Source organism: Mesorhizobium sp. M7D.F.Ca.US.004.01.2.1 (assembly GCF_003997785.1).
GTDB lineage: Bacteria > Pseudomonadota > Alphaproteobacteria > Rhizobiales > Rhizobiaceae > Mesorhizobium > Mesorhizobium loti.
This window is the reverse complement of record NZ_RZRQ01000060.1, coordinates 1-22845: the sequence shown is the minus strand read 5'-3', so window position 1 is coordinate 22845 and position 22845 is coordinate 1. Positions and strand designations below refer to the sequence as shown.

The following is a 22845-nucleotide window of genomic DNA, read 5'->3' as shown; positions in this document are numbered from 1 at the left end:
GCGGCAGGTAGAACATCATGATCTTGGGGTTGCCGAGTGTCACCGCCATGCCGGCGAAGAACAGCTTTGCCGGAGAATCCTCGCGCGGCATCTCGCCTTCTTTCGCATCGACAGGGGCGGTCCACATCTTCCAGGCGAGGTAGGCGAGGTAGGCAACGCCGACCCATTTCACGATGACGAAGGCGAAATGGAAGGTCTGTGCCACGACGGCCAGCCCGAACACCGCCAGCGACAGCCAGATCCCCTCGCCGATCCACATGGCAAGCAGGAACGGGAACACGTCGCGAAAGCCTTTCGAGATGACGCGCGCGACGAGCGCCGCGATCGACGGACCGGGTGAACCGGCGGCAACGAAAAGAGCGGCGGCGAAGATGAGGAGCGAGGTGAGGTGCATGGCCGGGGTCTCTGTTGAAAACCTTCGATATCAGACATTAGCGCAAGTGGCTCGGCTGCGGTAGCACCGACAAAAAGGCGCTTGTCGGTCCGGTATCTCGCGGCTAGAAAGGCCGCCGCGAAACAATTTTGAGCTTCACTTTGCCTACGTAGCCACCGGTCTCGTCAACTCCCCCGACACAAGGCATGACACCGCATTCGTGGTGTCTGTTTTCATGTTCATGTGTTCTTCTGGGCGGCGGTTCGAGACCGGTTTGGCACTGCTGAACCGTTGTCGCGCGCTGCCGCCCGTGACATCTGATTTCCGATCATAGCAAGCGACCGCCACGCCGCGCCCGCATGGGCATCTCGACATCGCCGACCTGATGAACTTCCCGACGGAAGGGCTTATCGGCATGTCTGGACTTCTACGCATCCACTGGGCGATCGTACCCAAAACCCCACCTCGACCGCTCATCAACTGCAATCGCTGCGGCACTGTAAAAGCCTATTGCAGCAGCGGAAAATTCCGCGTCAACGCCAACGGCAAACGCATCGACGTGTGGCTGATCTATCGCTGCGTCGACTGCGACAATTTCTGGAATTTCGGCATTTTCGAGCGCTGCAACCGCCGCGACATCGACCCGACGCTGCTGCAAGCACTGGAAAGCAACGATCCGGCGCTCGCCCGGCGTTATGCTTTCAACGTCATCGCGCTGCGAAATCAAGTGGGGCGCGTCGAGGAATTCCCCGATGTCGCCGTTCACAAGCGCAGGCTCGGCGACACCAGGGAAACCGCAACTATGTTGGAACTCCAGCTTGGGCTCGAAATGCCGACATCGCTGCGGCTCGACCGTTTGCTCGCCGGCGAACTCGGCATCTCGCGATCACGGCTTCAAGCGCTGGAGGAGAAGCGATTGCTGATCCTTGGCCGGGACGGGGCGAGGGCCCTGCGCAAGCCGGCCCGCGAGGCCATGACGATCCGTATCGATCTCGTCGGCGAACCCGACCGCGAAGCCATCATTTCAGCTGCCGGTGGATGAACGAAAAGGGGCGGAGCACTGGTTTGCTCCGCCCCTCTCGGTTGTTGGAAAAATGGCGAACTTACGCCGCGCCGACCGCCTTGGCCGACTTCTCGAAGCGCTTGCGCTCGTTGGGGTCGAGATAGAGCTTGCGCAGACGGATTGTCTTCGGCGTCACCTCGACCAGTTCGTCGTCCTGGATCCAGGCCAAGGCCTTCTCCAGCGTCATGCGGATCGGCGGCGTCAGCTTGACCGCCTCGTCCTTGCCGGCGGCGCGGATGTTGGTCAGCTTCTTGCCCTTGAGCACGTTCACTTCGAGATCGTTGTCTCTGGAATGGATGCCGATGATCATGCCCTGATAGACCTTGACGCCGGGATCGATGACCATCGGACCGCGGTCTTCCAGGTTCCACATGGCGTAGGCCACCGCCTCGCCCTGCTCGTTGGAGATCAGCACGCCGTTGGTGCGGCCCGGCAATTCGCCCTTGTAGGGCTCATAGGCATGGAACAGCCGGTTCATCACGGCGGTGCCGCGCGTGTCGGTCAACAGTTCCGACTGGTAGCCGATCAGGCCGCGCGTCGGCGCGTGGAAGACGATGCGCTGGCGGTTGCCGCCGGACGGACGCAGCTCGACCATCTCCGCTTTGCGCTCCGACATCTTCTGCACGACGATGCCGGCATGTTCCTCATCAACGTCGATGACGACTTCCTCGACCGGCTCGAGCAGGTCGCCATTTTCGCCCTTCTGCATGACGACGCGCGGACGCGACACGGCGATTTCAAAGCCTTCGCGGCGCATCGTTTCGATCAGCACGGCCAGCTGCAATTCGCCCCGGCCCGAGACGAAGAACGAATCCTTGTCGGGCGATTCCTCGATCTTCAGCGCGACATTGCCTTCGGCCTCGCGCAGCAGGCGGTCGCGGATGACGCGGCTGGTCACCTTGTCGCCCTCGGTGCCGGCCAGCGGCGAATCGTTGACCAGGAACGACATGGTCACGGTCGGCGGATCGATCGGCTGCGCATGCAGCGGCTCGCTCACCGCCGGATCGCAGAACGTGTCGGCAACGGTGCCTTTCGAGAGGCCGGCAATGGCGACGATGTCGCCCGCCTGGGCTTCTTCGATCGGCTGGCGTTCGAGACCGCGGAAAGCGAGGATCTTGGAAATACGGCCGGTTTCGACCAGCGTGCCGTCATGGTGCAGCACCTTGACCGGCTGGTTGGACTTCAGCGTGCCTGACTCGATGCGGCCGGTGATGATGCGGCCTAGGAACGGATTGGCTTCCAGGATGGTGCCGATCATGCGGAACGGGCCGGGATGCACGGTCGGCGCCGGCACATGCTTGATGACCAGGTCGAACAGCGGCGCCAGGCCCTGATCCTTGGGGCCTTCCGGATTTTCCGAAACCCAGCCGTCACGGCCTGAACCGTACAGAATCGGGAAGTCGAGCTGCTCGTCGGTGGCGTCGAGCGCCGCAAACAGGTCGAACACTTCGTTGACCACCTCGACATGGCGGGCGTCCGGACGGTCGATCTTGTTGATGACGACGATCGGCTTCAGGCCGACCTTGAGCGCCTTGCCGACGACGAACTTGGTCTGCGGCATCGGCCCTTCGGCGGCGTCGACCAGCACGATGGCCGAATCGACCATCGACAGGATGCGCTCGACCTCGCCCCCGAAATCGGCGTGGCCGGGAGTGTCGACGATATTGATGCGGGTATCCTTCCAGTCGACCGAGGTCGCCTTGGCAAGGATGGTGATGCCGCGTTCCTTTTCGAGGTCGTTGGAATCCATGGCGCGCTCGGCGACGCGCTGATTGTCGCGAAAGGAGCCGGATTGCCGGAGCAATTGGTCGACAAGGGTGGTTTTTCCATGGTCGACGTGCGCGATGATCGCGATATTACGGATTTTCATGTTCTGGTCTCGGAAGCGTTGCAGGCAGCAGGCCAAAAGGCGCTGCCTCTTTCGGTTGCGCGGCTCATACAGGGTTTTTCGCAGTTGCGAAAGAGGAAGCGCGACACCAAATACTCATCAAATCTTAAGCATCTGCGTGTGAGATGATTTTGTTAACCAAGGCGGGAACCTTTCGGGGCCCGGGCAGTTCGAACGTCATGACCGATAAACTCAACCGATTTTGGCCGCTCATCGCGTCTGCGGCCTTCGCCGTCCTGCTGGCGGCCAACGCCGCCCAGTCGGCCGCGTCGCTGCGCGAGGTGCGCCCTGTTGCGCAGTCCGACACGCAGACGGCCGAACAGACCTTTGCCGATGCACCCGATGGCGTCGACCCGATGGTGACCGGCCCGGTCAGCGCCGCCTTCAAGCAGCGGCAGGTCAGCGCCAACTGCGACAGTGCCGTGTGGCCGAACATTCCGATGGTCTGCTATCCGGACTAAGATGCCGCGCGCATGGCGCGCGCGACACGCTTTTCCAACCGACCGCGCTTACGCCGACCGCACCGGGTCGAGCGTCACCTTGTAGAGCTCGTTGTCGTCGCGGTCCATCAGCCGCACGGTCATCTGCTCGCTGGCGCCGTTGATATCGACCAGCCCGAAGAATTGCAGGCCAGCCGATGGCGGCAGGTTCTGGCCTTGCTCGGCGCTCGGCGCCTTGATGAACTTCAGCTCCGGGCCGAACGTCATGTCGAAATCGTTGGGACCGAACGTGCCGGCGTGGATCGGGCCTGAGACGAATTCCCAGAACGGGTTGAACTCCTGGAACTGCGCCTTGTCCGGGTTGTAGTAGTGCGCGGCCGTGTAATGCACATCGGCGGTCAGCCAGACGGTGTTGCTGATGCCGGCATTCTTGATGAAGCGCAGCAGGTCGGCGATCTCGAGCTCGCGCCCTTTTGGCAGGCCATTATCGCCATTGCTGACCGCTTCGGCGCCGACCTTCTTGGTACCATCGTCCCAGACGACGAGGCCGAGCGGCATGTCGGCGGCGATGATTTTCCAGGTCGCCTTCGAATTCGCCAGTTCGCGCTTCAGCCATTTCGTCTGCTGTTCGCCCAGCATGCGCGATTGCGGCGTCATCTCATCTTGCATGTCCGGACCGTTGGGCCCGCGATAGGAGCGCATGTCGAGGAAGAACACGTCGAGCAGCGGCCCATAGGCAATCTTGCGATAGACGCGGCCGGGCTCCGAGGGTTCGTAGCGGATCGTCGTCATTTCATGGAAGGCGCGCGCCGCACGGGCCGCCAGCACGTGGATGGATTTCTCCGTGTAGCGATTGTCGGCGCTGAGGTCCTTCGAGTCCGACCAGTTGTTGAGCACCTCGTGGTCGTCCCACTGGTAGAAGGTCGGGCAGATGGCGCTCAGGCCGAGCACGTTCCTGTCCATCATGTTGTATTTCCACTGGTCCCGGTATTCGTCCAGCGTCTCGGCGACCTTGCGCTTGCCGTCGATCAGCACGACGTTCTTCCACTTGCCGCCGCCGGGCAGGTCGACCTCGTCCTTCATGGCGCCGTCGGCATAGATGGTGTCGCCAGAATGCAGGAAGAAGTCGGGCGTGTGCTTGCCGATGGTGGCGTAGGTCTTCATGCCGGTCTCGTCGATGCCCCAGCCCTGTCCCGCGGTGTCGCCAGACCAGGCAAAGCGGACGTCGCGCTTCGAAGCCGGCGCCGTCCTGAAGCGACCTGTGATCGGCTCGGAAACGGCGTTGATGTCGGCGAGGTCGGCAGCCGTCATGCGGTAGAAGATGTCCTGATCGGAAGCGAGGTCGGTGAGCAGCCGCTTGACCGTGTAATCGCTGGCCGGCGAGGTATCGAGCGGTGCTAGGCGTGTCGCATTGGCGAAATTCTCAGTCGACGACACCTCGAACATGACGCGCGATGGGCGGTCGGTGCGCGTCCACACCATGCCGCTGGTTGCATCGACATCGCCTGACTGGACGCCATGGGTGAAGGCCGGCCGCTGACTGGCGCGCGAATAATAGGGCAGCGCCAGGCTCGAGACGCCAACCAGGCCGGCGGCGCTGGCGGAGGTGACGAAGGCGCGGCGGGTCATCGAGAGCTTGTTCACGGCTGTCTCCTGGATGGCTTGAACGGTGCCACCAAGGTCCAGCGTCAATGTTTCAGGCGCATCTCGGGATGATGAAGTTTTTCTGACAACGCACCGGCAAGGCCGGCCCCGGCTAGGCGGCCTGGGGCTCGGGATCGAAGGCGGGACGGCTGGTGTTGATCAGCAGCGAGATACACGCCGCGGCAATCGCCGTCATGCCGGCAATCAGGAAGGCCAGTTCGTAATTGCCCTGCAACTCGCGCATGGTGCCACCAAAGGCGGCGGCGGTGGCCGCACCGATCTGGTGGCCGGCGACGATCCAGCCGAACACGATCGGCCCGCTGCGATCGCCGAACGCCTCATTGGCAAGCCTCAGCGTCGGCGGCACGGTGGCGATCCAGTCGAGGCCGTAGAGCACGGCGAAGATGATCAGGCTGGTCGCCGAGAAGCCGGAATAGGGCAGATAGATCAGCGACAGGCCACGGATGCCGTAATAGACGCCGAGCAGCTTGCGCGGGTCGTAGCGGTCGGTAAGCCAGCCCGACAATGTCGTGCCGATCAGGTCGAAGATGCCCATCATCGACAGCAGGCCGGCAGCCTGAACCTCGCCAATGCCCATGTCGCCGCAAAATGCGATCAGATGGGTGCCGACCAGGCCGTTGGTGGTGAAGCCGCAGACGAAGAAGGTGGCGAACAGATACCAGAACACCCTTGTGCCGGCGGCGCGGCGCAGCGTGTTGAGCGTGTGCGCGAGGAAATTGCCTTGCGACGCTGGCGATGTCGGCGGCACGTCGTCGGCCTCGGCGCCGTAGCGCACCATGCCGATCGAAGCCGGCCGCTCCGGCACCAGCAGCCAGACCAGCGGTATCAGAGCCGCAGTGGCGATTGCGACCGCAATGACGACCGGCTGCCAGCCGCCCGACTGCGCCAACGCGGCGATCAGCGGCAGGAACACCAGCATGCCGGAGGCGCTGGAGGCCGACATCAATCCCATGACAAGACCGCGATTGGTCTTGAACCAGCGATTGACGATGGTGGCGCCAAGCACGCTGGCGACAGCGCCGGAACCAATGCCCGAGAACACGCCCCAGGTGACGAACAGGTGCCAGGGCTTAGTCATCAGCAGGCTGAGCGCGGTAGAGCCCGACATTACCACCAACGAGGCCAGCAGCGTGCGGCGCAGTCCGATGCGCTCCATCAAGGCTGCGGCAAATGGCCCCGTCAGACCGTAGAGCAGGATGCCGACACCGGCGGCCAGCGAGATGACGTCGCGCCGCCAGCCGAAACTGTTCTCCAGCGGCAGCATCATGACGGCGGGCGCCGAGCGCAAGCCGGCCGCGACCAGCAGGCAGAGGAAGATCACGCCAACCACGACGAAGGCGTAGCGCTGGCCAAATGGGCGGGATTGAGCTATCATGTTACTGACCGGTACGTTGCAGGGTGGAGTATGTATACGTACCGATCGGTAACATTGTCAATCGAGTCACGCGATGCCAACGGACAAAAATATTGAACTGACCATCAGCGACGGTCATGAGTCGGCGCCGCCGAAAGCCGCCAAGAAGATCCTCGATGTGGCGTATGACTTGTTCTACCGGCGCGGCATCAGGGCGATCGGCGTCGACGAGATCGTCAAACGCGCCGGCGTCACCAAGCCCAGCCTCTATCGCAGCTTTCCGTCCAAGGATGAGCTGGCCGCTTCCTATCTCAGGCAATACGACCTCGAATACTGGGAGCGTTTCGACGAGGCGGTCGCCGCTCATCCCGGCGACCCGCGCGCCCAGATCAAGGCGTTCCTGACCCGCATCGGCAAGCGCACGCAAGTGGCGGACTATCGCGGCTGCGGCATGACCAATGCGGCCGTCGAATATCCCGACCACAGCCATCCGGCCCGCGTGGTCAGCGAGGCCAACAAGCAGGAACTGCGCCGCCGGCTGCGCGCCATGGCGGTTGCGATGGGCGCGCAAGACCCTGACACGCTGGGCGACGGCCTGCTGCTGCTGATCGAGGGCGCCTATATCAGCGGCCAGTTGTTCGGGCTCGGCGGCCCGGCGCAGGCGGTCGCACGCAACGCCGATCTGCTGATTGAAGCCAGCTTGAAGAAATAGCATTTGGCGCTACGCTGCGATGGCCTCCAACGGAGATGCCCGCGATGCGCAGCCTGCTGATTCCGCTCACCCTCGCCGTTCTCTGCCAGGCAGCCCATGCCGGCGACATATCAAGCGCCTATACCGATCTCGACTCGAAGAAGGACTGCGTGACCTACGCGCAGGCCGGAGAAAGCGACGGCGACTGGGCCGATCTCGCCTGCTACGGCTATCGCGGCTATCCCGTGCTGATCGCCTATGACGACGACCGTGAGTCGCTGTTCTACGGGTTTCCGCCCGGCGACGACATGATGTCAGCGTGGGAGAGTTTTTCCGCCTTCAACTCATCCGGTGGCAAGATCGAATGGCGCATCGAAACGACCGGCGACAAGGCCGTGCCCTTCGCGGTCATCCACCGCCGCACGGTCAGCAATCCCGAGGATGAGAAAAAATCGACGGATGTACTGCTCGTTGCCAAGGTCGCACAGATGGATGCCCGCGATGGCTGCACCGTTGGCCTGGTGCTGGCCACCGGCAACCCACAGGCCAACGATCAGGCACGCAAGCTCGCCGACGAGAAGGCGCGCACCTTCGCCTGCGGCAAGGACCGGCACACCGTCATCGGCAATGTGCCGCCCTTTGGGCGGGTCGATAACTGAGCGCTACTTAGCCGCCTTTGCCCGCTCGATCGCGTCGACGATCATCTTCTTGGCATATTTGGAATCGTGCCAGCCTTCGATCTTGACCCATTTGCCGGGCTCGAGATCCTTGTAGTGCTCGAAGAAGTGCTGCACCTGCTGGCGGGTGATGTCGGGCAGTTGGGTATATTCGGTGACGTTTTCGTAGCGCAGCGTCAGCTTCGGTGACGGCACGGCGATCACCTTCTCGTCCTGGCCGGCATTGTCTTCCATCACAAGCACGCCGATCGGCCTGACATTGATGACGCAGCCGGGCACCAGCGCGCGCGTATTGCAGACCAGCACGTCGATCGGATCGCCGTCACCCGACAGCGTGTGCGGCACGAAGCCGTAATTGCCGGGGTAGCGCATCGAGGTGTGCAGGAAGCGGTCGACGAACAGCGTGCCGGCTTCCTTGTCCATCTCGTACTTGATCGGCTCGCCGCCGATCGGCACCTCGATGATGACGTTGATGTCCTCAGGCGGATTCTTTCCGATGGCTATGGCTTCGATGCGCATGGCTTTGTCCCTCTTTTGATGAGAGATCGATAGCGGGCGCTGCCGCGCGGCGCAATGCGGCGAATGGTGCTGGTGCGATCGGAAGACGCGGGGGGCCGAAAGGCCGGTCTGTCATTCCCAGACGAAAGCGACCTTCTTCAGCGCCTTCTGCTCGAAGACCTCGACGCCCTCGGCGACATCGCGGCCGCCGGCGCCGGCATAGAAGGCAAGCGCGTTCTGGTTGTCTTCCAGCGCCCACACCACCATGCCTTTTAGCCCGTGATCGGCCAGACGCGCCCTGGCTGCCGCGAACAGGCGGCTGCCAAGCCCGATGCCCTGATATTCCGGGCGCAGGTACAATTCGTAGATTTCGCCCTGCTGGCGCAGTTCACGGGCGCGGTTCTTGCCGATCGTCGCATAGCCGGCGATCTTACCGCCTATCTCGACCACCAGAACCGTGGCGGCGCGGCGAATCGCGTTCGCCCACCAGTCGGCGCCACGACGGTTGATCATCGATGTCAGAGTACGGTGCGGAATGATGCCGGAATAGGCGCCGCGCCAGGCCTCCAGATGCACCTCGGCGATGGCACTGGCATCGCGCGGGTCGGCTTTCCGGATGTCGATCGTCAGCGTATTCATGATTTGTTAACCATAAACCCGCATCGCCCGATTGCAAGAGTCCGGACGCCCCGCCGACCGCTTTCTCACAGGCGATCATCGCCTCGGTGAGAGGCCTTCGACGCCTCTGTGGAAAGGCCTCAAATCTCTACGAGATGATCGTCCAGCTCGTTGCTGTCGCCCGCCGTGACCGGGAAATGCTCGGTGAGCACCGCGCCCACCTGCTCGATCGCCTTGACGAAGCCGTCTGCAAGCCGGTCGGCGCCGGCATGCGCGGTCAGATCGCGCACGACGCCATCCCAGACATGCTGGCCGACCTTGGCGTCGATGCCCGAGTCGGCGACCACTTCGGCATAGCGCTCAGTGATCGAGACGAAGACCAGCACACCGGTGCGCGCCATGGTGCGGTGGACATTGCGGGCAAGGAACTGCTTGATCGCATTGGCGTGCGCCGCCTGATAGCGCAGCCGCCTCGGCACCAGATGGATGCGCAGGCCAGGCAGCACCCACAACAAGGCCAGCACGCAGGCCAGCGCCAGGAGCTGGGCGACGACGAAGTGCGGCAACCGGATCGACAGCCACCAGGCCTCCAGCCCGTAGCCGACGGCCAGGCTGACGATCAGCATGCCTACGGTCGCCATGAAGGCGGCCGGGAAGAAATAACCGTCGCTGGCATGCGCCACGACGCAGTAGATTTCGCCGTCGGTTTTCGATTCGGCGGCGCGGATCGCGGTGGCGATGCGCTCATGATCCTGCGGGCTGATCGGTCGTGTTGCCATGATCTTGTCTCACCAGCCTCCTGAAGAACCGCCACCACCCGATGAGCCGCCGCCGCCGGAAAACCCGCCACCGCTGCTTGACCCCGAAGACCAACTGCCGCCGGAACTCCCCGACGACCAGCCGCTGCCCGATGACGAACCCGATACCCAGGCGCCGCCCGGCCCGTGGCCGTAACGAAACGTCATGCCCAGCCATTTGTACACGCCCGGCGACAGCTTTGTGCCGAACATCGGCGGCAGGAACGCCATCGCCAGGCCGCCGAAGAACAATGTCCCCCACACGATCAGGAACACCGCGACGATGGGGGCGATGGAGGTACTGTCATCGGCGGGATTGCGCTTGCCCCGCGCTTCCAGTTCTTCCGGATTGCCTTCCAGCACCATGACCATATCGTCGACGGCCTTGGCTATGCCGCCTGAAAAATCGCCGGCGCGGAAGGCCGGCACCATGTCGTTTTCGATGATCAGCTTGGTGTGCAGATCGGTCAGCGTGCCTTCCAGCCCATAGCCGACCTCTATGCGCATCTTGCGGTCGTTCTTCGCCACCAGCAGCAGCACGCCGTTGTTTTCGCCGGCCTGGCCGAGTTTCCAGAAGCGGAACAGCCGGTTGGCGTAGGGCTCGATCTCCTCGCCGTCGAGGCTGGGGATCGTCGCGACGACGATCTGGTCGGAGCCTTTCGTCTCGAAGTCGGCGAGCTTCTGCGTCAGCGCCACCTTGGTCGCGGCATCGATGATGCCGGCATTGTCGACGACACGGCCGGTCAGCGCGGGCAGGTCGGCGGCAAAAGCCAAGAAGCAGGCGAACAGCACGGCCACAGCCATCACAACAGCAGGAGCGAAACGGCCGGGTCTCGACAGTCTGATGGTGCGTATCGTCATGCCGTCACCAGCTTCCCGACGAGCCGCCGCCGCCGGACGAGCCGCCACCGCCGGAAAAGCCGCCACCGCCGCCACCCGAAGACCAGCCGCCGCCGGAACTTCCCGACGACCAGCCGCCGCCGGAGGATCGCCGGCTCGGTTCGAAGGTCATGCCGAGCCAGCGGTAGCGGCCGGGACCGAGCTTCTGGCCGAAGATCGGCGGCAGGACGGAGACCGCGATGCTGCCGAAGAAGATGATCGCCCAGATGCTGATGAAGACGGCGAAGAACAGGTCGTCGGAATTGAAGGGCGCCTGCTTGTTGCGCTCGCCGCGCGCCTCCAGCTCCTCCGGATTGCCTTCCAGCACCATGATCATGTCGTCGACGGCCTTACTGATGCCGCCTGAAAAATCGCCGGCGCGGAAGGCCGGCACCATGTCGTTTTCGATGATCAGCTTGGTGTGCAGGTCGGTCAGCGTGCCTTCCAGACCGTAGCCGACCTCGATGCGCATCTTGCGGTCGTTCGGGGCAACCAGCAGCAGGACGCCGTTGTTTTCCTTCGCCTGGCCGAGTTTCCAGAAGCGGAACAGCCGGTTGGCGTAGGGCTCGATCTCCTCGCCATCGAGGCTTGAGATCGTCGCGACGACGATCTGGTCGGAACCTTTTGTCTCGAAGTCGGCGAGCTTCTGCGTTAGCGCCGCCTTGGTCGCGGCATCAATGATACCGGCATTGTCGACGACACGGCCGGTCAGCGCCGGCAGATCGGCGGCGAGGGCCGAGAACGGCAGCACAAGGATGAGGAGCACGACGGCGACAAGACGAATGACGCGTCGCCCCTCATCGGCCTGAAAGATCACGACGTTTGGCTCCGACGATCACCCGCCCTGCTTGGTGCCGAAATCGACCTTCGGCGGCTGCATCTTGTCTTCATCGACGGTGAAATTGGCGAAGGGCTCGTTGCTGCGGAACCAGAATGTCGCCCACAGCACCGACGGGAACGTCTTCAGCGTCAGATTGTAGTCCCGCACCGCCTGGATATAGTCGCGCCGTGCCACCGCGATGCGGTTCTCGGTGCCTTCGAGCTGCGCCTGCAGTGCCAGGAAATTCTGATTGGCCTTGAGGTCTGGATAGGCCTCCGACACCGCGATCAGCCGCGACAGCGCGCTGGTCAACCCTGCCTGGGCATCCTGGAACTTCTTGAGGGCTTCGGGATCCTTCAGCGTTTCCGGCGTCACTGTGATCTGCGTTGCCTTGGCGCGGGCTTCGACCACCGCGTCGAGCGTGTCCTTTTCGTGCGAGGCATAGCCCTTGACCGTCTCGACCAGGTTGGGGATGAGGTCGGCGCGGCGCTGATACTGGTTCAGCACCTCGCTCCATGCCGCCTTGGCGTTTTCCTCCGCCGTCGGAATGGTGTTGTAACCGCAGCCGGCCAGCAGCGGCAGCACGATCGCCATCATCAGGAAGGCGGGCAGCGTGCGGAACATGGACGGTGAGGCAAGGCGCTGGGCAAACATGATGGGGTCCCTCGGTAGAAGTTGCATGCGAAGCATTACCACAATCGGCGCGCAAGAAAACCGCCCGACCGGCAGCCGTTTGGCTGGCACGCTGGATGCCATTGCAAGGCCCTGTGATTGGCTGTGCGAACGCGATAAGGTTCGATCGAAACGGGACATCATCATGGCGGAACGCCAGGACAGCGACAAGGAATCGCGCCGTATCCTCGAGCGCGTTGCGCGCGAGACGGATCCGGCCGGCAACTCGTTTGTGGCGCGGGCCACGAAAGGCCTGCACGATCACGTCACCGCGGCCGATGCCGATCGTGCCGATCCGATCGAAGTCTGGGGCACCCGCATTGGCCGGACACTCGGCCTGCTGCTGGCGCTGGGCCTGATGGTCTGGCTTGTGCTTTACGTCATCCGGGGCAGTTAGGAATCAAGCAACAATGAGCGCCGAACAAACCGACGCGCCGCGTGCGGTCATCGTCATTTCCAGCCATGTCGCGCGCGGCTCGGTCGGCAACCGTGCCGCTGTGTTCGCACTGGAGACGCTGGGTTTCCCGGTCTGGGCGGTGCCGACGGTCATCCTGCCCTGGCATCCCGGCCATGGGCGCGCAACGCGCATCGTGCCGCCGCTCGACCAGTTCAAGGCGCTGCTGGCCGATCTCGAGCGCGCGCCATGGCTGGGTGAGGTCGGCGCTGTGCTGTCCGGCTATCTCGGTGAGGCCGGCCAGGCCGAGGCCGTCGCCTCGCTGGTCGCCGCGGTCAAGGCAAGGACGCCTGACGCCGTCTATATCTGCGATCCGGTGATGGGCGATTCGGGCGGCCTCTATGTTCCCGAGCCAACCGCCATCGCCATGCGCGACCGGCTGATGCCGATCGCCGACATTGCCACCCCCAATCGCTACGAGCTGGAATGGATGGCCGGCGCTCCCTTGCCCGACCTGAAATCGGTGATCGCGGCGGCGCTGCATGCCGGGCCATCGACCATGCTGGTCACCTCGGCGCCGTCGATGATGACCGGTGGCACCGGCAACCTGCTGCTCGACGGCAGCCAGGCGCTGCTTGCCGAGCACCGCCTGATCGACAAGCCGCCGAATGGTTTGGGCGACCTGACGGCAGCCGTCTACCTGGCACGCATCCTGTCAGGCCAACCGGCGATCAAGGCGCTGCAATCGACGACCGCGGCGGTCTACGAAATCCTGGCGCGCACGGCCAAGCGCGGCGGCGACGAACTGCAGCTCGAAACCGATGCCCCGAGCCTGTCGCACCCGATGGCGATGGTCCAGCTGCGCCACCTCACGCATCCGGGGCGGGACCGCCGGGCGTGACACCGGCCGAGATCGTGCTTGTCGGCGTCGACGGCTGCAAGGGCGGGTGGATTGCCGTGCGGCGCGCTTCTGGTTCGGCACCCTCCGTTGCTGTCTTTGCCGGCTTCGCCGCCCTGCTTGCGGCACTCCCCGATGACGCAGTTGTTGCCGTCGACATGCCGATCGGCCTGCCCGAGTTTTCGAGCAAAGGCGGGCGCGGCCCGGAAGCGCTGGTGCGGCCGTTGCTTGGGGCACGCCAATCCAGCGTCTTCTCGATCCCGTCCCGCGCCGCGCTCTATGCCGACACCAACGACTTCACCACCATCGAAGCCTGGTATGCGGCGCACATCAGGGCAAGCGAGGTGGCCAAAACCACATCCGACCCGCCGCGCGGCGTTTCGATCCAGGCGTTCGGCATTTTTGCCAAGATCCGCGAGATCGACGCACTGCTGATCGCGCGACCCGATCTGCGCGGCCGCGTGTTCGAATCGCATCCGGAACTCGCTTTCTGCCGGCTGAACGGCGACCAGGCCATGCAATTGCCGAAGAAAATCAAAGGCAGCATCAACCCGGCCGGAATGGCGGAACGCAAGGCGCTACTCTGCCAGCATGGCTACGACATGCGCTTTCTCGACCAGCCGCCGCCGCGCGGTGCCGCCGCCGATGACTTCCTTGACGCAGCAGCAATGATGCTGATCGCCGGTCGCATCGCCAGCGGTGAGGCACGGCCGTTTCCCGACCCGCCGGCCCGCGACAGGTTTGGCATTCCCGTTGCCATTTGGGCGTAAGAATATTGGCCAAGGCTGCGCCTGATGCATGGCATTTATAGCCAGCCCCCATAATTCTGCATTGCTCGCAACGGGCTTTTACCGTTAGAGCCTCTTTTGACCGCAACGAGCTGCCGCCTCCAACCCGGAAAGGCTCCAGACGCCGCCCATGTCCCATCTCCCCGACCATCTTCTCGCCGGCTACCGCAATTTCATGAATGGCCGCTATCTCACCGAGAGCGGACGCTATCGCGAGCTTGCCCGCGAAGGCCAGGCGCCCGAAACAATGATCGTCGCCTGTTGCGACTCCCGCGCGGCCCCCGAAGCGATCTTCGACGCCGGGCCTGGCGAACTCTTCGTGCTGCGCAATGTCGGCAATCTGGTGCCGCCCTACGCACCGGACGGCGAATTCCATTCGACCTCGGCGGCGCTTGAATTCGCCGTGCAGAGCCTCAAGGTCAAGAGTATCGTCGTCATGGGCCATGGCCGCTGCGGCGGCATCCGCGCCGCGCTCGACACCAATTCCGCACCGCTGTCGCCCGGCGACTTCATCGGCAAGTGGATGAGCCTGATCGCACCTGCCGCCGAAACCGTGTCCTCCAGCACCTTCATGACCGCGACGGAGCGCCAGACCGCGCTGGAGCGCATCTCGATCCGTTATTCCATCGCCAATCTGAGGACCTTTCCCTGCGTCTCGATTCTCGAAGGCAAGGGGCGGCTGTCGCTGCACGGCGCCTGGTTCGACATTTCGACCGGTGAACTCTGGACGATGAACAAGGAGACCGGCGATTTCGAACGGCCAGAGCTGGGATGAACATAGCGGCGCGCAAGGTGGTGAACATCCGGTCGATCGTTTTCACGGCGGCCGCGCTGCTGGTCGCGATCATTGCCGCCCGCGCCGATGATCGCGCCATCATCAGCCGCTGGTATTCGGCTCTGCTGGTCGCCGACCGCACCGAACTGTCCGACCTGCTCTCCGATGATGTCCGCATTAAGCTGGACGACCTCGGCATTGTGCAAAGCAAGCAGGAATTCATCGCTTCGATCGACGAATGGAAAGGTGCTGTTGCGGGTGCTGCGATCCGGCACCGGATCGAGAAGAGCGAAAGCGGCGTCACCACGGTGGTCGCTTGTTACGATTTCCCCAACAACGACATGCTGATGCAGGAAACCTTCGCGGTGTCCGACAATCGCATCACCGCCAGTTCGCAAGCCGCGATCGCCGAGAACTGCGACGGCTTCTGAGGCGGATATCGGCCAACTGCGATATTGCGGGTCCGCCGGCCGCGCCCTACATCGGTAGCGACCCACCCTGCCTTCTCCAGCGAAAGACTGTCCATGCCTTCCACAAAAGCTGTCGACCTCGCCGCCCATCCGCTGACCACGTGGAAAGGGCCGCTGGGCCTGCCGGATTTCACCCGCATTGGCGACGGCGACTTCTCCCCGGTCTTCGACACGGCGCTGAAGGCGCATGAGGCCGAGATCGAGGCGATCGCCGGCAACAAGGATGCCCCGACCATCGAGAACACGCTTGCCGCGCTGGAACTCGGCGGCGAAGCACTCGATCGCGTCTCGTCGATCTTCTGGTGCCGCGCCGGCGCCTACACCAATGACACGATCCAGGCGCTGGAGCGCGACATCTCGCCGAAAATGTCCAGGCATTTCTCGGCGATTTCGATGAATGAGAGGCTGTTTGCCCGCATCGACGATCTCTACCAGCGCCGTGAGAGCCTGAAGCTCGACGCCGAGACGCTGCGGGTCCTGGAAAAGACCTGGAAGGGCTTTGTCCGATCCGGCGCCAAACTCGACGCCGACGGTAAGAAGCGGCTGGCCAAGATCAGCGAGGAATTGTCTTCGCTCGGCACCAGCTTCGGCCAGAATGTGCTGGCCGACGAGAGCGACTGGGCGCTGTTCCTCGACGATGCCGATCTTGTCGGTCTGCCGGATTTCCTGAAAAGCTCGATGGCCGAAGCCGCCGAGATGCGCGGCCAGAAGGGTCGCTATGCCGTCACCCTGTCGCGCTCGATCTATGAGCCGTTCTCGACCTTCTCTGAACGCCGCGACCTGCGCGAGATCGCCTTCCGCGCCTTCACCATGCGCGGCCAGAATGGCGGCACCACCGACAACACGTCCGTGGTGCGCGACATGCTGCGCCTGCGCGCCGAAAAGGCAAAGCTGCTCGGCTACGCCTCCTTCGCCGCGCTGAAGCTCGACGACACCATGGCCAAGACACCAAAGGCGGTGCACGCGCTGCTTGATCCGGTGTGGGAGAAAGCGCTGGAGAAGGCGGCCGCCGACCAGACCGACCTGCAGCGCCTGGCCACCGCAGCCGGCAGCAACGAAAAATTCGCCGCCTGGGACTGGCGCTTCTACCAGGAGAAACTGCGCGCGGAAAAATTCGCCTTCGACGAGGCTGAACTGAAACCCTATTTGCAGCTCGACCGGATCATCGACGCCTGCTTCGACGTGGCGACACGGCTGTTCGGCGTCACCTTCGAGGAGAAAAAAGGCATCGCGGCCTGGCACCCCGACGCGCGTGTGTTCGTGGTGAAGAATGCCGACGGCAGCGAGCGCGGCCTGTTCCTCGCCGACTATTTCGCGCGGCCATCAAAGCGCTCCGGTGCCTGGATGAGCGCGCTGCAGTCCGGCTATAGGCTCGGCCACGGCTCGAAACCGGTGATCTACAACATCATGAACTTCGCCAAGCCGCCGGTTGGCGAGCCGGCTCTGCTCTCGGTCGACGAGGCGAAGACGCTGTTCCACGAGTTCGGCCATGCTTTGCACGGCATGCTGACCGACGTCACCTGGCCGTCGGTCGCGGGCACCTCGGTCAGCCGCGATTTCGTCGAACTGCCCTCGCAGCTCTACGAGCATTGGCTGACGGTGCCGGCGGTGCTGGAAAAGCACGCTTTGCACGTGAAGACCGGCAAGCCGATGCCGAAGGCGCTGCTCGACAAGATGCTGGCGGCGCGCACGTTCGGCGCCGGCTTCGCCACGGTCGAATTCACCGCCTCGGCGCTGATCGACATGGCCTATCACGCCCGACCGGATGCACCGGAAGCGCCGCTTCGTTTCGAAGCCGAAACGCTTGCGACGCTGCACATGCCTGACACCATCGCCATGCGCCACCGCACCCCGCATTTCGGCCATGTCTTTTCCGGCGACGGCTATTCGGCCGGCTATTACTCGTACATGTGGTCGGAAGTGCTCGACGCCGATGCCTTCGCCGCCTTTGAGGAGACCGGCGACCCCTTCAACCCGGCGCTCGCCGAGCGGTTGCGCAAGAACATCTACGCCGCCGGCGGCTCGAAGGACCCGGAAGAGCTCTACACGGCTTTCCGTGGCAAGATGCCTTCGCCCGAAGCGATGATGGCCAAGCGCGGACTGGTATAGCGCTGCACACTCTCCCCCCTCGAGGGGGAGATGGCCGCGAAGCGGCCAGAGGAGGTCGGTCCGACCGGACTCGGCCTCCTGCGACAGAAGAAAGTTGGCACTCCACGAAAGACGACCCCCTCTGTCGCCTTCGGCGACATCTCCCCCTCAAGGGGGGAGAATGCCAGCGTCACTCTTCCAAGGATCAGCCACCCGCGGCCAGATCGGCCGCGTAAGCTTGGTGTAGTTGGTCACCGCCGGATTGCTTGGATACGAACTCGGCGCCGAGACATAGATGATCTCGGCGGCGATCGGCTCGAAGCCGGCGTAGAAATGATTGGTCGACTTGATCAGCAGCATGTCCTTGGCCAGTGGGTCAACGCCGATATTGGAAAAGATATCCGGCTCGAAGGTCTGCGTGCGATTGGTGTTGAGGATGATGTCGACCTCGGTGCCTTCGAGGCGGACCAGCGCCGTCGGCCCCAGCGTCACCCGGCTTGGCCCGAAACTTTGCCAACCCTCCGCAACCGCCTTCAGCACGCGCACGCGCGCGTCGATCGGCTCGCCGGCCTGCGGCCCGGCCTTGCCGCCGAAGCGCAGGTCGATGACCGCGCCCTCGCCCGCCGCCAGGCAGAAGGTGACCGCGATCGGATCCCAGATCGTCGCCACACCGAATTTGTCCAGGCCACGCGCCAGCATCTGGCGCAGCACGAAGGTGCCGTCGCCCGGCACACCGCCGCCGGGATTGTCCCAGATATCGGCGATGACCACCGGCTTGCCCGGATTTTCGGCGCGCACGGCCAGCGCCCGGTCGATGCCGTCGGCGGCGCTCAGCATGGTCATCGCCGTCTTTTCGCGCAGCGCGTAGAGTTCCCGCCCCAGCCGTTCCGCCAACGCATCGCCCTTGGCCTTGTCATTGTCGGTGACGACCAGGATACGCGTGCCCATCTCGGCCACGTCGGCCGCCATGAAGCCGTGGATGACCGAGACCGACAGCACGCCGTCCTTGCCGTGCAGCGCCTTGATGCGGTCGACGAAGGACCGCATCGGCTCGCGGCTGGTCGGCAGCACCTGGATCATGCGGCAATCGAACGTCGAGATGACCGGCTTGATCTCACCGCGCGCCGCGGCAAGGCCAAGCTCGACGACATGTTCGCCGCGCTCGTAGAAATCGGTGTGCGGAAATTCGAGGAAGTAGGCGAGGATGTCAGAGGCCGTCACGCGCTTCGGTGTCAGATGGCTGTGCGGATCGAGTTCCACGGCGATCACCACCTCCGGCCCAACCATTGCGCGGACCCGTTCGAGCAGGTCGCCTTCGCAATCGTCATAGCCTTGCGCCACCATCGCGCCATGCAGGCCGAGGATGACAGCATCGACCGGCAGCGCTGCGTTGAGCTGGCCGAGAATCTCGTCGCGCAGCGCCTCGTAGGTCTGCCGCTGCACCAACCCGCCGGGCTCGGCCCAGGTGGCGGTGCCCTCGATGACATCAAGGCCTTCGGCGACCGCCCGCCGGCGCAGGGCAACCATCGGCGACGAGCACAAAGTCGGTGTTTCCGGATGTTTGCCGGGCCCAGCATAGAAGGCCATCTCGAACGAGGCCCTATCGGTCGGCACCGGCGAGAAGGTGTTGGTTTCCGTCGCCAGCGAGGCGGTGAAGATGCGCATGAAAGCTCCGTGGATGGTGGCGGCTATTTGACCGCCCCGAGCGCCAGGCCCCTGACGAGGTAGCGCTGCAGCCAGATGAACAGGATGGCCACCGGCAAGGTCGCCAGCAGCGTGGCCGCCATGACGTGGTGCCATTCGATGGTATAGCGGCCGGCGACCAGCGAAAACACCTGGATCGGCAGCGTGTAGCTTTCCTGGCTGCGCAGCATGGTGAGCGCGACGACGAATTCGTTCCAGGCATTGATGAAGGTGAAGATCGCGGTGACCGCGATCGCCGGCAGGCAGAGCGGCAGGAACACCTTGCGCAAGGTCAGCCAGCGGCCGGCGCCTTCCATCCAGGCCGCCTCCTCGAGATCGCGCGGGATGGTGTCGAAATAGCTCTGCAGCATCCACACCGTGAAGGCGACGTTGAAGGCCATGTAGATGAAGCCGAGCGCCGTCGTGCTCTCGACCAGGCCCCAGGCGGCCATCAGCCGGAACAGGCCGAGCACCAGCACGATCGGCGAGATCATCTGCGAAATCAGCAGGAACTGGCGCAAGGCGCCGTAGCCGGCAAAGCGGAAGCGCGACATGGCATAGGCCGCCGGAACCGAGATCAGGATGGCGCCGACGGTGGCGATCACCGACACGTAGAGCGAATTGAGCAGCGCCTGGCCAAAGCCGGTCGCCACCCACATGTCGGAGAAGTTGGCCCAGCGGAATTCGCTCGGCCACCAGGTCGGCGACAGCACTTCCTGTCTCGGCTTGACCGCGGTCAGGAACATCACCGCGAACGGAAAGAGCGTCACCACGATCAGTGGCGCCAGCAGCAGCCAGGCAATGACGGTGCGTTTGAGTTTACTTGTCATGCGCGCTGCTCCCGCATCGCCAGCCGCACATAGATCATGGTGAAGATGAGCAATATGGCGAACATCACCAGCGACACCGCCGATGCTTCGCCCAGCTTGCCGATGCGGAAGGCGAGCTTGTAGAGGTGGGTGACCAGGATGTCGGTCGAATTGGCCGGCCCGCCCTGCGTCATCACCCAGATGATCGGGAAGGAATTGAACACGTAGATGGTGTTGAGCACGATGGCGATGTTGATGAACGGCTTCAGCAGTGGAAAGGTGATTTCGCGGAACTGCTGCAGCGGTGTCGCTCCTTCGAGCGCCGCCGCCTCGTATAGGTCATCCGGGATCGACGACAGCCCGCCGAGGAAGATCGTTGTCGTGAACGGCACCGTCACCAGGATGCCGATCAGCACCTGCATGGGAAAGGCGGTTTCGGCGCTCGCCAGCCACTGGATGTTGTGGTCGATGATGCCGAGGCCGATCAGCGCCGAATTCAGCATGCCGCTTTCACCACTCAGCGCCCAGCGCCAGACCACCGCGGTCATGGTCAGCGACACCGCCCAGGGCAACATGATGATGACGCGGGCAATACCGCGGCCATAGAAGTCGGTGTTGAGGATCATCGCCACCGGGATCGACAAAAGCAGCGCGCCGCCGACGACCATCACCGTCCACTGGCCGGTGCGCCAGAGCGCGGCCATGAAATCGGGATCGGCAGCGAGTGCCCCGAAATTGGCAAAGTCGTTGAAGTCGCGAAGCTGGCCGAAGCGGCTGACATCGTGCGTCGAGATCTGGATCAGATCCCAGACCGGCCAGAAGATGACGATCGCCGCCAGGAACAGGCTGGGTAAGGTCAGAAGATAGGGCAAGAAACGGTTTTGCATCGGCTGGCCTGCGCCTAGAGCAATTCCAGGAAAAGTGTGGCGCGGTTTTCCGTTCGGAATTGCGTTAAAATAAAGAGTTGGATCGGTTCGCCGTTTCACCAAACGGTGAACCGATCCACGCGCGTGGATCAGAAGTTTCTATGCGAATTTCGGATCCACCGCACCAGGCGGGAAACCAAGGGGTGGCGCGCCCCGCCTGAGTCTGGGGCGCGCCACGGGCGCAGGGAGATACGCCCTATTTCTTCAGCACCGCGTTGGCCTTGGCGGCTGCGTCTTTCAAGCCTGCCTCGGGATCGCCGCCGAGATAGATCTTCTGCATGGCGTCGGAGGTGATCTGGGCGACCTCCTCCCAGCCGGGGATGACCGGCGCGAAGCGGGCGTCGGGCAGCAGCGCGGTGAACGCCGCCAGATCAGCATTGTTCACATAGTAGTCCATCTTGGCCTCTTCCTTGTTCACCGGCAGGAAACCTTCGCCCTGCGTGAACTTGGCGCGCTGTTCGGTGGTGAACAGGAAATCGAGCAGCTTCCAGGCCTCGTCCTTGTTCTTGGAGTTCTTGAACATGATGATGGAATCGGTCACGCCGTAGGTACCGCGCGCGCCGGTCGGCCCGGCGGGAATGGCCGCCACGCCGTATTTCAGGTTCGGCGCCTCGTCCTTGATCTGGTTGGACAGGAACGGTGCGGTGATCATCATGCCAACCTTGCCCTGCTTGAACAGGTTCTGCACATCCTCGCGGTTGTTGGACGTGACGCCCGGCTCGGTGAGGCCTTCGTCGATCATCGACTTGTAGAGCTTGGCCGCTTCAAGCGCGCCGGGCGTGCCGAGGCCGGAGGTGCCGTCCTTGTTGAGGATCTCGGTGCCCTGGGACCACATCGCATAGTAGTAGTACACGTCGGTCTCGATCTCCTTGCCCTGCAGGCCGAAACCAAAGGTGCCGGAGCCCAGCGCCTTGATCTTGCGCGCATCGTCCTGCAGCTCGGTCCAGGTTGCCGGCGGCTTGGCGATGCCGGCTTTCTCGAACAGCTCCTTGTTGTAGTACATGGCGCGCGCCGAGGCCGCGATCGGCAGGCCGTAGGTCTTGCCCTCCATGATCGAGGGCGACAGGAAGGTGTCGATGAAGCGGTCCTTGAAGTCGGGCTTGATGTAGCTGTCGAGCGGCTCGGCGACATCCTGCTGGACAAAGTCGATCAGCCAGCGCGTGCCGATGATCGACAGATCGGCATTGGTGCCGGCGGTGATGTCGGTGGTCAGCTTCTGCAGCAGCACATCCCACGGCACCACTTCGAACTTGACGGTGATGCCGGGATTGGCCGCCTCGAATTCCTTCTTGACGTCGGCGAAATAGGGAGCAGTCTTGGCGCTGTACTCGGCGACGGTGACGCGCACCTCGCCCGCATTCGCCTGCGCCGCAATTGCCAGCATGCTCATTCCGGCCATCAGGCCGACAGTCCATTTTGCAAGGCTCATTTGATCTCTCCCATTTTGATTTTGCGCCTGCGCGCCTCTTCGTTGCCGGAGCAGAAGATTTATGTGACTTTCCTACATTATCGATGATTTGAAGGCTTGCAAGCAGATTATTCTGTTGCTTAATTACATTTTTTGGCCTAGGCGTTGCAC

At 63.4% G+C, this 22845-nt stretch carries 24 protein-coding genes; 10 read left to right on the top strand and 14 right to left on the bottom strand.

The window, feature by feature from the left end; genetic code table 11:
* A partial coding sequence (locus tag EN993_RS11750; RefSeq protein WP_164757621.1) for a LysE family translocator occupies positions 1–394 on the bottom strand: 394 nt, incomplete at its 3' end.
* Positions 395–788: 394 nt separating this feature from the next.
* Between EN993_RS11750 and EN993_RS11745 the strand changes: the two genes are divergently transcribed.
* A complete protein-coding gene (locus EN993_RS11745) occupies positions 789–1415 on the top strand; it encodes a DUF1062 domain-containing protein (RefSeq protein WP_127263277.1) in 627 nt (208 codons plus the stop codon).
* Between the two features lie 61 nt (positions 1416–1476).
* Here EN993_RS11745 and typA read toward each other — a convergent pair whose 3' ends face one another.
* Complete coding sequence (typA, locus tag EN993_RS11740; RefSeq protein WP_109664297.1) at positions 1477–3306, bottom strand: translational GTPase TypA; 1830 nt, start codon at positions 3304–3306, stop codon at positions 1477–1479.
* Between the two features lie 197 nt (positions 3307–3503).
* Between typA and EN993_RS11735 the strand changes: the two genes are divergently transcribed.
* Positions 3504–3785: a hypothetical protein gene (locus tag EN993_RS11735; RefSeq protein ID WP_245468744.1), complete on the top strand. Its 282-nt coding sequence runs from the start codon at positions 3504–3506 to the stop codon at positions 3783–3785.
* A 48-nt stretch (positions 3786–3833) separates the two neighbouring features.
* Here the strand turns inward: EN993_RS11735 and EN993_RS11730 are convergent, their stop codons facing one another.
* Complete coding sequence (locus tag EN993_RS11730; RefSeq protein ID WP_127263276.1) at positions 3834–5408, bottom strand: alkaline phosphatase; 1575 nt, start codon at positions 5406–5408, stop codon at positions 3834–3836.
* A gap of 112 nt (positions 5409–5520) precedes the next feature.
* Positions 5521–6804, bottom strand: a complete 1284-nt coding sequence (locus EN993_RS11725) for an MFS transporter (protein ID WP_109664290.1) — start codon at positions 6802–6804, stop codon at positions 5521–5523.
* 73 nt (positions 6805–6877) lie between these two features.
* On the opposite strand from EN993_RS11725, the gene EN993_RS11720 reads away from it, so the two are divergent.
* Together EN993_RS11720 and EN993_RS11715 are read left to right on the top strand one after the other, a co-directional pair.
* Positions 6878–7495, top strand: a complete 618-nt coding sequence (locus EN993_RS11720) for a TetR/AcrR family transcriptional regulator (RefSeq protein ID WP_109664286.1) — start codon at positions 6878–6880, stop codon at positions 7493–7495.
* Positions 7496–7539: 44 nt separating this feature from the next.
* Entirely contained in the window at positions 7540–8133 is a 594-nt protein-coding gene (locus tag EN993_RS11715; protein WP_127263275.1) for a hypothetical protein, read from the top strand.
* Positions 8134–8136: 3 nt separating this feature from the next.
* Here EN993_RS11715 and ppa read toward each other — a convergent pair whose 3' ends face one another.
* The 6 genes from ppa to EN993_RS11685 all read right to left on the bottom strand — a co-directional run bounded on the left by ppa (position 8137) and on the right by EN993_RS11685 (position 12417).
* Positions 8137–8670, bottom strand: a complete 534-nt coding sequence (gene ppa, locus EN993_RS11710; protein WP_109664283.1) for an inorganic diphosphatase — start codon at positions 8668–8670, stop codon at positions 8137–8139.
* A gap of 111 nt (positions 8671–8781) precedes the next feature.
* Positions 8782–9288: a GNAT family N-acetyltransferase gene (locus EN993_RS11705; RefSeq protein WP_109664278.1), complete on the bottom strand. Its 507-nt coding sequence runs from the start codon at positions 9286–9288 to the stop codon at positions 8782–8784.
* 119 nt (positions 9289–9407) lie between these two features.
* Entirely contained in the window at positions 9408–10046 is a 639-nt protein-coding gene (locus tag EN993_RS11700; RefSeq protein WP_127263274.1) for a TPM domain-containing protein, read from the bottom strand.
* A gap of 9 nt (positions 10047–10055) precedes the next feature.
* The gene (locus tag EN993_RS11695) at positions 10056–10925 is read right to left on the bottom strand and encodes a YgcG family protein (protein ID WP_127263273.1); all 870 of its coding nucleotides are present in this window, start codon (positions 10923–10925) and stop codon (positions 10056–10058) included.
* Positions 10926–10929: 4 nt separating this feature from the next.
* Complete coding sequence (locus EN993_RS11690; protein WP_127263272.1) at positions 10930–11760, bottom strand: YgcG family protein; 831 nt, start codon at positions 11758–11760, stop codon at positions 10930–10932.
* 18 nt (positions 11761–11778) lie between these two features.
* Positions 11779–12417 (bottom strand): LemA family protein, encoded by a 639-nt coding sequence (locus EN993_RS11685; RefSeq protein WP_109664265.1) that lies wholly within the window; start codon positions 12415–12417, stop codon positions 11779–11781.
* A 163-nt stretch (positions 12418–12580) separates the two neighbouring features.
* Between EN993_RS11685 and EN993_RS11680 the strand changes: the two genes are divergently transcribed.
* The 6 genes from EN993_RS11680 to EN993_RS11655 all read left to right on the top strand — a co-directional run bounded on the left by EN993_RS11680 (position 12581) and on the right by EN993_RS11655 (position 17869).
* On the top strand, positions 12581–12832 hold the full coding sequence (locus EN993_RS11680) for a hypothetical protein (protein WP_109665384.1): 252 nt from the start codon (positions 12581–12583) through the stop codon (positions 12830–12832).
* 13 nt (positions 12833–12845) lie between these two features.
* Positions 12846–13730, top strand: a complete 885-nt coding sequence (pdxY, locus tag EN993_RS11675) for a pyridoxal kinase PdxY (RefSeq protein ID WP_126066821.1) — start codon at positions 12846–12848, stop codon at positions 13728–13730.
* Complete coding sequence (locus EN993_RS11670) at positions 13727–14497, top strand: DUF429 domain-containing protein (protein ID WP_127263271.1); 771 nt, start codon at positions 13727–13729, stop codon at positions 14495–14497. The genes pdxY and EN993_RS11670 overlap by 4 nt, the downstream gene beginning before the upstream one ends.
* 148 nt (positions 14498–14645) lie before the next feature.
* Complete coding sequence (locus EN993_RS11665; RefSeq protein ID WP_109664254.1) at positions 14646–15290, top strand: carbonic anhydrase; 645 nt, start codon at positions 14646–14648, stop codon at positions 15288–15290.
* The gene (locus tag EN993_RS11660; protein ID WP_109664249.1) at positions 15287–15721 is read left to right on the top strand and encodes a hypothetical protein; all 435 of its coding nucleotides are present in this window, start codon (positions 15287–15289) and stop codon (positions 15719–15721) included. The genes EN993_RS11665 and EN993_RS11660 overlap by 4 nt, the downstream gene beginning before the upstream one ends.
* 93 nt (positions 15722–15814) lie before the next feature.
* The gene (locus tag EN993_RS11655) at positions 15815–17869 is read left to right on the top strand and encodes a M3 family metallopeptidase (protein ID WP_127263270.1); all 2055 of its coding nucleotides are present in this window, start codon (positions 15815–15817) and stop codon (positions 17867–17869) included.
* A 147-nt stretch (positions 17870–18016) separates the two neighbouring features.
* Here EN993_RS11655 and EN993_RS11650 read toward each other — a convergent pair whose 3' ends face one another.
* The 4 genes from EN993_RS11650 to EN993_RS11635 all read right to left on the bottom strand — a co-directional run bounded on the left by EN993_RS11650 (position 18017) and on the right by EN993_RS11635 (position 22695).
* Entirely contained in the window at positions 18017–19513 is a 1497-nt protein-coding gene (locus EN993_RS11650) for a M81 family metallopeptidase (protein WP_127263269.1), read from the bottom strand.
* 23 nt (positions 19514–19536) lie between these two features.
* Entirely contained in the window at positions 19537–20361 is an 825-nt protein-coding gene (locus tag EN993_RS11645) for a carbohydrate ABC transporter permease (RefSeq protein WP_109664236.1), read from the bottom strand.
* The gene (locus tag EN993_RS11640; RefSeq protein ID WP_109664231.1) at positions 20358–21227 is read right to left on the bottom strand and encodes a sugar ABC transporter permease; all 870 of its coding nucleotides are present in this window, start codon (positions 21225–21227) and stop codon (positions 20358–20360) included. Before EN993_RS11640 ends, EN993_RS11645 begins: the two co-directional genes overlap by 4 nt.
* A gap of 235 nt (positions 21228–21462) precedes the next feature.
* Positions 21463–22695, bottom strand: coding sequence for a sugar ABC transporter substrate-binding protein (locus EN993_RS11635; RefSeq protein ID WP_109664227.1), 1233 nt, complete (start codon positions 22693–22695; stop codon positions 21463–21465).
* Positions 22696–22845 lie beyond the last annotated feature (150 nt).